Source organism: Massilia sp. GCM10023247 (assembly GCF_042653325.1).
In the GTDB taxonomy this organism is placed as follows: Bacteria; Pseudomonadota; Gammaproteobacteria; order Burkholderiales; family Burkholderiaceae_D; genus Telluria.
The window spans coordinates 363765-377308 of sequence record NZ_JBHSIB010000007.1; the positions used below are offsets into that span (position 1 = coordinate 363765).

At 60.0% G+C, this 13544-nt stretch carries 10 protein-coding genes; 7 read left to right on the plus strand and 3 right to left on the minus strand.

Annotation, left to right across the window (positions count from 1 at the left end; all coding sequences use genetic code 11):
• Positions 1-269: 269 nt before the first annotated feature.
• Positions 270-3119 (minus strand): YjbH domain-containing protein, encoded by a 2850-nt coding sequence (locus tag ACFPAH_RS05335; protein ID WP_379741751.1) that lies wholly within the window; start codon positions 3117-3119, stop codon positions 270-272.
• A gap of 453 nt (positions 3120-3572) precedes the next feature.
• On the opposite strand from ACFPAH_RS05335, the gene ACFPAH_RS05340 reads away from it, so the two are divergent.
• From ACFPAH_RS05340 to ACFPAH_RS05370, 7 genes are all read left to right on the plus strand, one after another.
• A complete protein-coding gene (locus tag ACFPAH_RS05340) occupies positions 3573-5513 on the plus strand; it encodes a polysaccharide biosynthesis protein (RefSeq protein ID WP_379741754.1) in 1941 nt (646 codons plus the stop codon).
• Positions 5514-6012: 499 nt separating this feature from the next.
• Positions 6013-6237: an acyl carrier protein gene (locus ACFPAH_RS05345; RefSeq protein ID WP_379741757.1), complete on the plus strand. Its 225-nt coding sequence runs from the start codon at positions 6013-6015 to the stop codon at positions 6235-6237.
• 18 nt (positions 6238-6255) lie between these two features.
• Entirely contained in the window at positions 6256-7629 is a 1374-nt protein-coding gene (locus ACFPAH_RS05350) for an AMP-binding protein (RefSeq protein ID WP_379741759.1), read from the plus strand.
• A complete protein-coding gene (locus ACFPAH_RS05355; protein WP_379741762.1) occupies positions 7626-8750 on the plus strand; it encodes an acyl-protein synthetase in 1125 nt (374 codons plus the stop codon). Before ACFPAH_RS05350 ends, ACFPAH_RS05355 begins: the two co-directional genes overlap by 4 nt.
• A complete protein-coding gene (locus ACFPAH_RS05360; RefSeq protein ID WP_379741765.1) occupies positions 8747-9985 on the plus strand; it encodes an acyl-CoA reductase in 1239 nt (412 codons plus the stop codon). The genes ACFPAH_RS05355 and ACFPAH_RS05360 overlap by 4 nt, the downstream gene beginning before the upstream one ends.
• A gap of 61 nt (positions 9986-10046) precedes the next feature.
• Positions 10047-10709 carry an acetyltransferase gene (locus tag ACFPAH_RS05365; protein WP_379741768.1) on the plus strand — a complete coding sequence of 221 codons (663 nt, stop codon included), beginning with the start codon at positions 10047-10049 and terminating at the stop codon, positions 10707-10709.
• Positions 10710-10724: 15 nt separating this feature from the next.
• Positions 10725-11483, plus strand: coding sequence for an SDR family NAD(P)-dependent oxidoreductase (locus tag ACFPAH_RS05370; RefSeq protein ID WP_379741771.1), 759 nt, complete (start codon positions 10725-10727; stop codon positions 11481-11483).
• Between the two features lie 135 nt (positions 11484-11618).
• On the opposite strand, the gene ACFPAH_RS05375 is transcribed toward ACFPAH_RS05370, so the two are convergent.
• Together ACFPAH_RS05375 and ACFPAH_RS05380 are read right to left on the minus strand one after the other, a co-directional pair.
• Positions 11619-12851, minus strand: a complete 1233-nt coding sequence (locus ACFPAH_RS05375; RefSeq protein WP_379741774.1) for a DegT/DnrJ/EryC1/StrS family aminotransferase — start codon at positions 12849-12851, stop codon at positions 11619-11621.
• A gap of 90 nt (positions 12852-12941) precedes the next feature.
• Entirely contained in the window at positions 12942-13538 is a 597-nt protein-coding gene (locus tag ACFPAH_RS05380) for a sugar transferase (RefSeq protein WP_379741777.1), read from the minus strand.
• Positions 13539-13544 lie beyond the last annotated feature (6 nt).

A 13544-nucleotide genomic window follows, 5' to 3' on the forward strand; every position in this document is an offset into this window, starting at 1 on the left:
GCGACGAAACCCGAGCCGGTCAAGTTCGACACGCGGGTTTTGCCAAGCGCTCAAGGCCTGGTTCCTGTACTAAACAGGAACCAGGCCTTTTTGTTTGGACGAGAGAAGGTAGTGAAGGTGATGGCGGACGCGGCCGCGCAGCCGGCGTCGGTCCCGATGCGCGCATCCGGCAATTCGAACGCGCCGGTTTCCTGGCGTTTGACGGCTGCGATTGCGCTCTTGCAGAGGTCCGCACGGAGCACCCGTGCGGCCTTGACTGCATGCCTCGATCAGTAAGCGGTGCTCCAGCTCACGCTGAGTGATTTTGCGCCTGGCATCACCGCAAACTGCGACCTGGAATCGTCGCGCTGCGCTTGCCACAACCAGCTGCCGATCGCATACCCCACGACGCCGCCGGCGACGACGTCCGATACCCAGTGCTGTCGATCTGCAACGCGGCCCATCGAGCTTACCGCGGCCAGCCCGTACAACCATGGCGCGTCGTATTCCTGGGCGAACGGGGTGACGGCGGCAAACGCGACCGCCGCGTGATTGGACGGGAACGAGGCGTCCCCTCGGTTCGCGGTCCGGCTCCAGGTCCCCTGCTCTTCGAGCGGACGTGCACGCTGCACGAGGCGCTTGGTGACCATCGACACACCGGCCGAAGCGGCAATCGACTGCAGCGAAATGATGCCGATGTTTTGCATGCGCGCGTCGCCGAAGGCCACCGCGGCGCCGGCTGCACCGGCCAGTGCGACGGGCGTGGCCTTCCCGACATTGCCCCAGGCATCCATGGCCCGGCTATCCTGGTGCTTGCTGACGAACCGATCGACCGGCCTGTCGAGCGCTGCGCCCGCCAGCACGGCGCCACCGGCAAGAATCGACCCTTTCGCCCATTGCGGCAGGGTCGGGGAAGTCGACGCCGACTGCTCCAGGCGCCAGCGGAATTCCGCCCAGGGAATCGGCATCGTGCGCACCGGCGGGTTGACCGCCGGGTGGTTCTGTTCGTCCTTGCGCTCTGCGAAGTTACCCAGGCCGTCGACGGTACTGAGGTCGCGCCGCGCGTCTTCCATGATTTCGTACAAGTCGCCCGGACCGCTAACCATCTGGCCGACGTCGCGCGTCCACGGCGAAAGGGCGAAACCAGCGCTCGACTGCGTGTCCGACAGCAGCATGATGTTGAGCGGGACAGAGAGGAACACCCCTTTGTCGTTGTAGGGGTCGGTTGGCGAACCGGGATTCGTGATGTCCTTGCCGTTGGTTTTGGTGTACCACGCGCCGATTTCGACACCCGAACGGAAGCGGCGCTTGAACTCAAGGCGCACCCCTTCGTCCTTGGCAAGAAAACGTCCTGCCCTGGCCGTAACGGTCGTGTCATACGGTAAACGGTAGTGCAAGGCGCCGAGTGCGGTGACGGTGCGGTAATCGCGCTTGTCGAACCACCCCTTGAAGCCGCGCTGCTCGAGTGCATCGACGGAGAGGTCCGCCGCCCAGCGGGTATCTTTCGGCAGGTATAACACCTGGCCTCCGACACCGCGGTACATTTCTTCGTAGAGACCGCCGGAGACGCGTGCATAGAGGCGCTCGTCGAGGGTCATGTATTTGTTCAGCAGCGCACGGTTGAGCTTGAAACGGCTGCTGCGTTTGTATTCCGCGATGTCGGTGCGCACGTGCGGCAGGACGCTGTTCGACGGCTGCGTTACGCCCGACACGTTTTCGAACAGGTTCAGCTTGAATGCGCTATTGAAGTAAAAGCCCTCACCGAGGCGCTTGTCATAGTTGGACACGGCGGCGAGCTCATAACGCAGGGCGCCGCTCGGATCATTGAAGAAGAACGATGCCCGAGGCGCAAGGCGGAAGCGGGTCGCTTCGCGGTCTTCCGAGCGCAGCTGGACCATTTCGCCTTCGTGATTGACGCGCACGTTCAGCTTTGCATCGTCGTCCCGGATCGCGGAGGCCAGGCCCGGCTGGTTATCGGCCAGCTTGTCGGCCGGCGTCGCGTACCGTACCAGCACCGTCTGCAGGAAGGCGTCGCGGCTGACGATGCCGGTCAGGTAATCGGTCAGCCGCTTCAGGTCGAAGAATTCGTAGGTCGCGACAGGCTGCTCGAGCCGCGTATAGGTAACGTGGATCGAGTGCGTCCCCTGCGGTGCGAACGCCAGCGCCGTGCGCGTGGCACGCCCCACCGCACGGCCGAGATTGGAAATACGGTTGTTCGTCAGCGTCAGCTTCAGCGTGCCGCTGTCGAGCTCGACCCGGACGTTCCGGAAATTCTGCTTGGCCAGGGCCTGCACCAGCTGGGCGCCATGGCGCGCGTCCGCCTGCCATTCTGCGGCGCTGACACGGGCTGGCGGATTCTTGGGCTGGAACGGTGCCGGCTCCAGCAGTTTCGGGAGAAACTCGCGCTCCGAGAACGGAATGCTCACGTAGGTATTCGCACTGAAGTGATCGCGGTGACGGGCGATCTGCGCGCCGAGCCAGCCCCAGCGATATTCCACGGCGACCGCCGGCCCTGGCGACCGTCTGCCTGCCGCAGTCTCGCTTGCACGATAATCATTCTTGTAATCATTTGCGTCGTATTCGGCTACCAGAGCCAAGCCCGGCACCGAAACAGGCGCCCAGCGCACGCCGGCGAACACACCTTTTGCCCGCCTCCGCCCCAAGCCAACGCTCGCCTCGAGATTACGCGCCTGCCCAAACGTCTTAGTCACCACCACATAATTGCCGCTGAAGAGTTCCGTTCCCAGCAGGTCCGTCTTCCCGACTGCAACCGACGGCAACCACTCCTTCTCTTGCCACAGGCGCAGTTTCAGGTCGACCACCTTGTCCTTGTAGCGTCCGTAATTGCTCCCGTATTCCCCGCTGACATTAGTGAACCCGGGAATTCCGGTAATCGATACGTACCGGCCCGTCATTTGCAGGAACGGTAGTACCGTGGCGCTGACCCAGACATTCCCGTACGGCTGGTCGTAGCCGTAACCAAACGAGATAGTGCCTTCGGATTCCACCGATGCACTAGGCATGTTTACATAACCCGATTGGCCTTGCCCAGACGGCGTTGCTGCAAATACGCTCGCCGCACTCAGCGCGACAGCGCCGCACCATGAGTACTTAATTGAATTTCGAAAGACCGTCAACACGTAAGAATGCCTAAAGAAGCGAAACAGCGCCGAGTGTTGCTTTTTGCCAACCCGACAATTAAAAAAACGGGAAGTTTAGCACACCAAGGTACCGCCTTTCTGCCTCATTGCGATCCGACTGCAGGCTGTTCAATTATTTTTGCTATGAAATGATGCCATATAACAACATGTAGATGATCGGACGATCTCGACGGTGTAAGATAGCGTCCCGCTGCACCGATGGCCATTAGCGCAGCACCTGCCCTGCTCCGTTAAACGACTTTTCTTGCCCGAATGAGGCCTCGGACCGGATCGTCATAGCGTTCTGCTGCTATTCGTACGCAAGCGTTACAGTTGGTGAGAAAGTTCATCATATTGATCTGGCACAATACGTTTTTTGGTTCGATCTCATTTGGATCGATCAGTTATAAACGCCGACAGTCGCGGAAACACTGGCGTCTTCTTCGCAAAAAAATGAAAAATAAGTTTCTGGGTCTTTCTCGTATTCAAAAGCAAGCAATTGCAGCGTTAGCCGACTTGGTCTGCGCTCCCGCGCTCTTCGTCGCTGCGCTCGCCCTGCATTTTGGCGCCGACACCACTATCGGACTGCAGCACTATCTCATGCTCGTGATGGCGGCACCGATTGTTTCGGTGCCCGTGTTTATACGCGTCGGCCTGTATCGAGCCATCATTCGCTACATTGATCATCGAATCGTGCTCACCGCCGTTTTCGCTGCCCTGGTGTCGGTATCGATGCTAGCCGCAATTGCTTATGCCGTTGGGGTGCCCCGGTTATCCGCGACCCCATTCATCATCTATTGCGCCAACTTGATTCTGTATTTGTTGGCCAGCCGTTTCATTGCACGCGGCTTTTTCATGGTCGAGCGTCGCGGCGTCAGCCGTAGGGTGGTTGCAATCTACGGTGCAGGCGACGCCGGCGTTCAACTTGCCAATGCACTGGCTGCAGGCGACGAATACGCGCCCGTGATTTTTATCGATGACAATCGCCAACTGCAGGGAACGACCATTGCAGGCATCAAGGTTTATCCATCGAGCAAGCTCGCGCCTTTGATCAGCTCACATGAGGTGACGGCCGTCCTGCTGGCGATGCCTTCGTTGTCGCGTGCGGAACAGCGTGAAATCGTCGACCGGCTGACGCAATTGAAGGTCAAGGTAAAGGTGATCCCGCCGATGGGTCATCTCGTCCGCGGCCTGTCCCGCGTCGACGACGTTCGCGAGATCGAAATTGAGGATCTGTTGAGCCGTGACCCCGTATCCCCTAACGATGCGCTGTTATCGGTGTGCATTACGGGGAAATCTATCGTCGTCAGCGGTGCTGGCGGGTCGATCGGCTCGGAGCTGTGTCGGCAAATCGTCAAACTCGCGCCGCGCCGGCTGATCATGCTCGAGCTGTCTGAATATGCGCTCTACGCGATCGACGAGGAGTTGCGTTCTATCGTCGCAGCGAGCGGAACCGACATCGAACTCGTTCCCTTCATGGGATCGGTCATGGACTATGATAAGTCGCGCAACATTTTCGAGAAATTCAAGGTCGAGACCGTCTACCATGCAGCCGCTTACAAGCACGTGCCTCTGGTTGAACAAAACCCGATCGAAGGCATCAGAAACAACGTGTTCGGCACGCTCAATTTCGCACGCGCAGCAGTGGCCGCCAAAGTAAACTGCTTCGTGCTGGTATCGACCGATAAAGCGGTGCGCCCAACCAACGTCATGGGCTCCACCAAGCGCCTGGCCGAACTGATCCTGCAGGCATTCGCGCGCCAGCATGGGTCTACCCGTTTCTGCATGGTGCGATTCGGTAACGTACTGGGGTCGTCTGGTTCGGTGGTGCCGCTGTTCCGTCGCCAGATTGCCAGCGGCGGCCCCGTCACCTTGACCCACCCGGAAATTACCCGCTATTTCATGACAATTCCGGAGGCGGCGCAATTGGTGTTGCAAGCCGGGTCGATGGGTCAAGGTGGAGATGTCTTCGTCCTCGACATGGGTAACCCGGTCAAGATTGCCGATCTGGCCAAGAAGATGATCAACCTCAGCGGTCATGCGGTGCGCTCGGCCAGTGCGCCGGAAGGTATTGAGTTGCGGTTCATCGGTTTGCGCCCCGGAGAAAAATTATATGAAGAGCTCCTGATTGGGGACAACGTCACCGGTACGGAGCACCCATTGATCATGCGCGCCCAGGAAGCTGAAATCGCTTGGCCGTTCCTTGAGCTGATGCTCAAGCAGCTGGACGAGGCATGCCAACGGGGTGACCACCACGCAATTCGGAATCAGCTCCGCAAGATGGTGCCCGAATTCACGCCGTCGTCGGCAATCGATGACCATCTGTGGAAGCGCTCCGGCCCGGTTAGTGCCCAGCAGTTCGACGACGAACCCGTGCTTGGGGCACTCGCCTGATTTTTACGCGTGCGATGCCATCGGTACCTGAAGGCAGCGACCGTCGCGAAGCCGCCAGAGGCGCCAACGCTTGCACCGCTGTCGACACGCCCGAGCATACCTTGCCAGTACTGCTCGGCGGATGACCCGACGAATGGCTCGGCTGTCTGGAAAATACAACGCAAGATCAGACAGCTTGTCCGCCGCATGCTGAGTCCGGCAAGAAATATTTTCGGCTTGGTGTGTACGCCAGCCGAGCACAGCGCGTAAAATTAGCGGTTTTGAATAAGACACCGCTTGGATGGCCGACAGCCCGAACAGGGAAGCACATCTCTTGGTGCGTCAGAATTGTTATTCACCCTCCTAACCTTGCGCCTAGACGGGTTGTGTCAGTAAGCAAAGAGCTTCCCCGATGAAGCGACCGTCGAACGAGAATTGCGTAAGTGCTTACCATCGGAACCTCATTTCCCCTTTCAACCCATATCGACAATTCGGAACCTACCCGAACAGAAAGAACACAATGGAACAAAAACTTCGCGAGATCTTCTCCCAAAGCCTCGATATCAAAATCACGGACGTCGTCGATTCGTTGCGCTATGGTGAAACGCCGCAATGGGATTCGATTGCCCACATGGCGCTGATCGCCGCAATCGAGGAAGGTTTTGACATCATGATCGATGCGGAAGATGTGATCGACATGAGCAGTTTCGAAAAAGCGAAGAGCATCGTCGCTAAATACTTGTAGTTGTTTCCCCCTTCCTAAATGAATTTCTGGAATAACTGCCCAGGCGACTCTTCGCTTGCGGTCATTGACGAGAACGACCAGCACATCAGCTACGGGGTTTTGAATCGCCGGGTCGATGCAGCCGCAGAAGGCCTGATGGCCCGCGGATCGCGCCAGTTGGGCGTGCTGTTCATGACCAATACGCTATCCAGTCTGGTGGCCTACCTGGCCTGCCTTCGTGCTGGCCACGTCCCCCTGCTTTTACCCGACAACCTAGCGACCGACCTGACCGATTCGCTGATCTCGCGCTATCAACCCAACTGGGTCATGGGCGCATCGGTGGGCGGCGAGCCGTTGCCGGGGAGCGGCCTGCTGATCAGCTGCCGCACATCCGGGCGGGCGACAGAACTGGCGCCTGGATTGGCGCTGCTGCTCAGTACCTCCGGCAGCACGGGGAGCCCGAAACTTGTACGCCTGTCGTACGAGGCACTGCAGGAAAATGCAAGTTCGATCGCCGGATACCTCGGCATCGGCGCCTCCGACCGCGCCCTCACCGTCCTGCCCCCCTATTACTCTTACGGCCTGTCGGTGATCAACAGTCACCTTACCTGCCGTGCGGTCTTGGTGTTGCGCGATGTCAGCGTCATGAGCCCTGATTTTGTCAGCGTGATACGCCGGCACGAGGTGTCGTCCATCGCAGGCGTTCCTTATGTGTATCAGATGCTGTACCGCACAGGCTTCCACAACCAGGACCTGCCCTCGCTTCGGACGCTGACGCAAGCCGGAGGCCGTCTCGACGATCGCCTTACCCAGGCATTCGGAAAAATCGCGCTGGAGCGTAGCTGGAAGTTCTTTGTCATGTATGGACAAACTGAAGCCACCGCCCGCATCAGCTACGTCCCGCCGGAACGCCTGTTGGAAAAAGTGGGGTCGATCGGCGTCGCGATCCCGAACGGGCAGCTGATGCTCGATCCCGGCAGTGGCGAGATTGTCTACCACGGCCCTAACGTCATGATGGGCTACGCGCTGGAGCGCGCCGACCTGGCCCTGGCTGACGAGCTCGGCGGCATCCTTCGGACCGGGGACCTGGGGCGCCAGGATGACGAAGGCTTTTTCTACGTCACCGGACGTCTCAAACGCTTCGTCAAGCTGGCAGGCAACCGCATCGGTCTCGACGAGGTCGAGGCGCTGTTGCAAAAGGAACTGCAGATACCGGTTTCCGTCGGCGGACGTGACGAACGACTGATCATCTGTCTCGAAACAGAAGATCCGGCATTGCCGGACACGGCAAAACAGCTCGTGGCTACCCGCTACGGCATCCATCATTCCCTGTGCCGTCTCCGCACGGTGGAGCGCCTTCCACTGCTACCGACCGGAAAAAAAGACTATACCGCTTTAATGGCAGACGCATGAATCCAACTATACAAGGAGAGTCGCCCGCCTCCGCACTAGACGCCGCGCCGGCCCTGCCTTTCGACCTGGCTCAACCGTTCGGCCTGACTGCCGCAGATAAGCAGGCCCTGCTTCTCGCTTCACTCAACGAACTGACGTCCTGGCACACCGAGCATTGTGCCCCGTACCGTCACATGCGAGAGCGCATGTTTGGCGCCGGTCCGGCCACGGCGCGTGAAGACGTGCCCTTCCTGCCGGTGCGCTTGTTCAAGACCCTTGAATTGGCCAGTGTGCCCAAAAGCCAGGTCGTCAAGACGCTGACCTCGAGCGGGACTACCGGCCAGGCGGTGTCGCGCATTTACCTGGATCGCGAAACGTCGATGCGGCAAACGCGCGTGCTCGCCGCCATCATGGCCTCCTTTCTCGGGAAGAAGCGGCTGCCGATGCTCATCATTGACAGTCCCGACCTGATGAAGGACCGTAGCCGCTTCAATGCCCGTGCGGCAGGCATCCTCGGCTTTTCTGTCTTCGGGCGAAATCACCACTATTGCCTGAACGGCGAACTGGCACTCGACGCGGAGGGGCTGGAGCAGTTCCTGGAACAGCACCGGGGAACACCGGTGCTCGCATTCGGTTTCACTTTCGTCATATGGAAAGAGCTGTACCAGCAAGCCAGACAGGCTGGCCGGCGGTTCAACTTCGGCCCGGGCAGTACCTTGATCCATGGCGGAGGCTGGAAGCGCCTGCTCGACCAGAAAGTCGATAACGAGACCTTCAAGAGCGGACTGCGCGAACAGCTGGGTATCGACCGGGTATTCAACTATTACGGCATGGTGGAGCAAGTTGGCTCCATCTTCATGGAGTGCGAGCACGGTCATTTGCATGCCCCGGTGTTCGCCGACGTCATCATTCGCGACCCGATCACCCTAGCTCCCTTGCCGGTCAACCAACCAGGAGTGGTGCAGGTGTTGAGTGCCTTACCGACCAGCTACCCCGGGCACTCGCTGCTCACCGAAGACATGGGCACCCTGCACGGCGAAGACGACTGTGCCTGCGGACGTCCCGGACGCCACTTCACCGTCACCGGCCGCCTGCCCCAGGTTGAAATGCGCGGCTGCAGCGATACGCGAGTAATGCCATGAACCAGATTACTTTTTTTTTAGGGGCTGACTCTTCCGAGCCACTGGACCTTGTCCTGGAGCGCAGCTCCGCCCTTCTACCCTGGAAGCCGTTCGATCCACGTGCGGTCGACTTTGTCGCGCGTTTCTCGCAGCACTTGTTGACCCATCCGCAGGTTCGCCAGTTCCCCGAATTGGCAGCACTCGGACACTGGTTCCGTGCGGCACGCCTGCGCGACCTGGCACGGAAGTATCCGGCCGACCTGTCGAACGCGCGCGTCGTCGGACGAGGACTGGTGTTCCATTTGGCTCCCGCCAATGTGGATTCGGTCTTCATGTACTCGTGGCTGCTGTCGCTTTTGGCGGGCAACACTAATTTCGTCCGGGTTTCACAAAAGCTGAGCCCCCAGCTGGGTTTCCTGATCGAGATCCTGGGTTCGGTCCTGCAGGAAGAAGTCGGCGCGGCCGTGGCCGGCCGCTTTGTTCTGTTGACCTACCCGCACGACGACGCGATCACACGTGCAATATCGCTTCGGTGCATGGTCCGCGTGGTGTGGGGCGGCGACGCTACCGTCGCCACCATCCGCGCAATCCCGCTGCGCCCGACTGCCACCGAGATCTGCTTCCCCGACCGCTTTTCGGTCGCGGCCATCAAGAGCCAAAGCATTCTCGACGCATCCGACGCCGAGATCGCCAGGCTGGCCGCCGACTTCTATAACGATACGTTCTGGTTCGCCCAGCAGGCGTGCTCTTCCCCAAGGTTGCTGACGTGGATCGGTGGCGCCGACGCCACCGACGCTGCCCACCAGCGGTTCTGGCAGGCCGTCCGTCAGGAGGTGATGAGGCGGAACCCGGAAAACACGCCGGCGATGGAGATGGCCCGGCTGGGTGCGGCTTTCGAACTGGCCGCGGCCGAGCTGGCTCGTCCCCAGGTGGATGCGGCACACATGGGATTTCCCGCGCTGCTGAACCTAGAGGCGCCGATTTCCGGCACGATCAAAGAACTGCATTGCGGCAATGGCCTGTTCCTCGAACAGCGCTTCCACTCCCTGGATGAGCTGGGATCCCAGTTAAGCGACAAGGAACAAACGCTCGCCGTGTACGGTTTCTCCCACATCGAGATTTCCGCACTGCTCGATGCCCTGCCGGCGCGCGCGCTGGACCGCGTGGCACCGATCGGCCAGGCCCTGGCCTTTGATCCGGTCTGGGATGGCACCGATCTGATCGTTTTCTTCACTCGTCGTATTTCGTTTCCCTGAGGTGCCAGATGGCTGCAATATTAATTCCCACACTGTTTTCGCTCTGCGCGCAGGGGGCAAAATGAAACGTGTCCTGATCGTGGGCGGCGGTGGCTTTGGTCTTGAACTTTACGGATATATTCAGGCCGACATCTCGGCGGGCCGGCTTCCTGGATATCTTCTCGGGGGGGTATTGGACGACAGCGCGCATTGTGAACTGATGCGCAAAACGCCCGGCGCACAATATCTTGGTCCGATTCGGGACTACCAACCGGCAGGCGATGAAGTCGTCGTAATTGCGCTGGGTAACGCCACAAACCGCATGAAACTGGCCAATGTAATGGCGGAGCGCGGCTTGCAGCCATGGACCTATACCCACCCAAGCGCGTGGGTGTCGCCCACCGCCACCTTGGGCAAGGGCACCATCGTCGGCCCGAGCTGCGTCGTCAATGCCGGCGCGACCGTGGGCGACAATGTCGCGATCAACGTGTTTTGCAGCATCGGCCACGGCGCCTCCGTCGGGGCCCACTCCGTTCTTTCGCCTTTCAGCGCCTTGAGCGGCGACGCGTCTCTCGGCGAGCGATGCTTCCTCGGGACGCGCGCAACGCTTTTCCCGAAAGTCGCAATGGGTAGCGGATGCGTAGTGGACGCGCACAGCGCAGTCAAACAATCGGTAGGCGATAAAAAAATCGTTTCAGTCCGAGGCCAGTACATCGTGGTCGATAACCGGATGGATCGCTCATAACAACAGGAGTAAACAATGACTATTTCTCGAATGCTGCAAGACAAGGTGGCTGTCATTACAGGCGCCGGCCGCGGCATTGGCCTGGCAACAGCAACTGAGTTTGCCCGTGCCGGAGCCAAGGTCGTGATGATGGGCCGCAATATCGAAGCACTACTGGCGGCATGCGAGCAAGTGCGCACCAGCGTACCCGACGCGCAGATCGACGCCCAGGCTTGCGATGTGGCCGATCCAAAAAGCGTTCGCGATGCATTCCAGTTCGTGTTCAAAAAATACCGGTCCCTGAATATTCTCGTTTCGAACGCAGGCGTCCTGGACGACGCGTTGATCGACATGGTGACCCGTGACCAGATCGAACGCACTTTCGGCGTCAATACGTTCGGCGTGCTTTACTGCTCGCAGTATGCCAGCCGGCTGATCGCAAGATCGGGTGGGGGATCGATCATAAACATCAGCTCGATCATCGGTACGACCGGCAATGTCGGGCAGGCGGTCTATGCAGGCAGCAAGGCTGCGGTCATCGGCATCACCAAGTCGCTCTCCAAGGAACTGGCGGGCAAGGCGATTCGCGTGAACGCGATCGCGCCGGGGTTTATCGAAACAGACATGGCACGCTCGATCGGCCCCGAAAAGTACAAAGAGCGTGTAGACTCGGTCAAGATGGGATACGCAGGGCAGCCGACCGATGTCGCCAATGTCGCGCTGTTCCTGGCAAGCGACCTCTCGTCCTATGTCACCGGCCAGGTTATCGGCGTCGACGGCGGAATGCTGATTTAAGCCGCGGCCAGCAGCGTGCGCCGGGCATACGCCGGCGTTACTGCGAATAAAAGAAAAGGCTCACGGTGTCGAACCAGGTTCGACGCCGAGAGCCTTTTTTATGCCGGACCCCGCGGTAGCGGCGCACGGGCTGGATCAGCTGGCGTAGTTCGCCGCTCCCGGTGCGGACTGGCCTGCAGCAGGCTGCTTCGGCCTGTCCGATGCCGCGGCCAGCACCGCCTCGATCGCGGCGCACGTACGATCCAGATCCTCGGTCGTGAGTGTCGGATGCACCAGGAACATGATGCTCGTTTCGCCGAGTTCCTTCGCAACCGGAAGCCGATGGGCGGGACGGCCCGGCACTCGGTCGAAGGCCTTTTCCAGATACACCTCGGAGCAGGTGCCCTGCTGGCACGGTACCCCACGCTTGTTGATTTCGTCGATGATGCGGTCGCGCGACCACCCTGCAGCCAACCTGGCTGGCTCGACGAATACATAGAATTTGTAGAAAGCGTGGGTGACTCCCTCTGGCACGCCGGGTACGCGCACGGCGGCGTAGCGTTCGCAGGCGGCCGCGATGCGCGCGGCGTTCGCCTGGCGCTGCGCGATCCAACCAGGCATCCTAACGAGCTGGATCCGGCCCAATACCGCCTGCATTTCCAGCATGCGCCAGTTGGTACCGATCGATTCGTGCACCCACCGGAATCCCGGGGCATGCTTGCGTTCGTACACCGCCTCCCATGACTTGCCGTGGTCCTTGTACGACCACATGGCCGCCCACAGGGCGCGGTCGTTTGTCGTCACCATGCCCCCTTCCCCACCGGTCGTCATGATCTTGTCCTGGCAGAACGACCAGGCGCCGACGTGGCCGATGCTGCCGACCATGCGGTCTTTATAGCGAGCGCCGTGCGCCTGGGCGCAGTCCTCGATGACGAAAAAGCCATGCTTGGCAGCCAATGCCATGATCGGATCCATGTCGCATGGCAAGCCTGCCAGGTGGACGCAGATGACCGCCTTGGTACGCTTGCTCAGCACTGCCGCGATGGTGTCGGCGGTAATGTTCTGGGTTTCCCGATCGACGTCCGCAAACACCGGAATCGCGCCCGCGTTGACGATGCAGCTGGCCGAGGCCATGAAGGTGCGCGAGGTGACGATCACTTCATCGCCGGCACCGACGCCGAGTGCCTTCAGGGCAACATCCAGCGCCAGGGTGCCGTTGGAGAGCGCGACGGCGTGGGCAGCGCCCGCCCACAGCGCAAATTCCTGTTCAAATTCCCGGCACTGAGTGCCGGTCCAATAATTGACCCGGTTAGACAGCAGGACGTGCTTGACGGCCTCGGCCTCCTCGTTCGTGAAACTGGGCCAGGGAGCAAATTCGGTATTGAGCATAAATGAGGTGATTTAGGGTGAGTGGTCACACGGTTTCAGGTGGCCAGGGCAGTATTTTCGTACCGGCGATAATCAGCGGCCTTTGGGCGTTCATCTTTTCGATCCTTCGAATTTGCTGACGGTGGCGTCGCCGACCGCGTTGATGTCGGCCCTGAGAAAAACCTTCTTCGCGGTGAGCGCAAGTATTTTCAGGTCGAGCCAGAACGAGCGATGTTCGACGTACCATACGTCGAGGTCAAGCTTTTCGTCCCAGCTGATGGCATTGCGTCCGTTGACCTGGGCCCAGCCGGTAATGCCAGGCCGAACCTCGTGCCTGCGCGCCTGCTCGGTCGTGTAGAGCGGAAGATATTCGGTCAGCAGGGGCCGCGGCCCGACCAGGCTGATATCGCCTTTCAAGACATTCAACAGCTGCGGTAGTTCGTCGAGACTGGTCGTGCGCAGCAAGCGGCCGAAGGACGTCAGCCGTGCGGCATCGTCGAGCAGTTCGCCGTTTGCGCAGCGCGCATCGAGCATGGTGCGGAATTTGTAGATGTGAAAACCGCGACCATTCAGGCCCGGCCGCTGCTGCACGAACAACACAGGTGAGCCCAAAAATATTCGCACCAGTACTGCAACGACAAGTACCACTGGCAGCAGGACCATGAGCAGGGTAAAGGCAACCGCGAAATCAAACATACGCTTAAGCATCGATCA

Excerpts from the sequence above, each read along its gene's own strand:
- ACFPAH_RS05340 (WP_379741754.1), top strand. The coding sequence starts at position 3,573 with ATGAAAAATAAGTTTCTGGGTCTTTCTCGTATTCAAAAGCAAGCAATT.
- ACFPAH_RS05345 (WP_379741757.1), top strand. The coding sequence starts at position 6,013 with ATGGAACAAAAACTTCGCGAGATCTTCTCCCAAAGCCTCGATATCAAA.
- ACFPAH_RS05350 (WP_379741759.1), top strand. The coding sequence starts at position 6,256 with ATGAATTTCTGGAATAACTGCCCAGGCGACTCTTCGCTTGCGGTCATT.
- ACFPAH_RS05355 (WP_379741762.1), top strand. The coding sequence starts at position 7,626 with ATGAATCCAACTATACAAGGAGAGTCGCCCGCCTCCGCACTAGACGCC.
- ACFPAH_RS05360 (WP_379741765.1), top strand. The coding sequence starts at position 8,747 with ATGAACCAGATTACTTTTTTTTTAGGGGCTGACTCTTCCGAGCCACTG.
- ACFPAH_RS05365 (WP_379741768.1), top strand. The coding sequence starts at position 10,047 with ATGAAACGTGTCCTGATCGTGGGCGGCGGTGGCTTTGGTCTTGAACTT.
- ACFPAH_RS05370 (WP_379741771.1), top strand. The coding sequence starts at position 10,725 with ATGACTATTTCTCGAATGCTGCAAGACAAGGTGGCTGTCATTACAGGC.
- ACFPAH_RS05375 (WP_379741774.1), bottom strand. The coding sequence starts at position 12,851 with ATGCTCAATACCGAATTTGCTCCCTGGCCCAGTTTCACGAACGAGGAG.
- ACFPAH_RS05380 (WP_379741777.1), bottom strand. The coding sequence starts at position 13,538 with ATGCTTAAGCGTATGTTTGATTTCGCGGTTGCCTTTACCCTGCTCATG.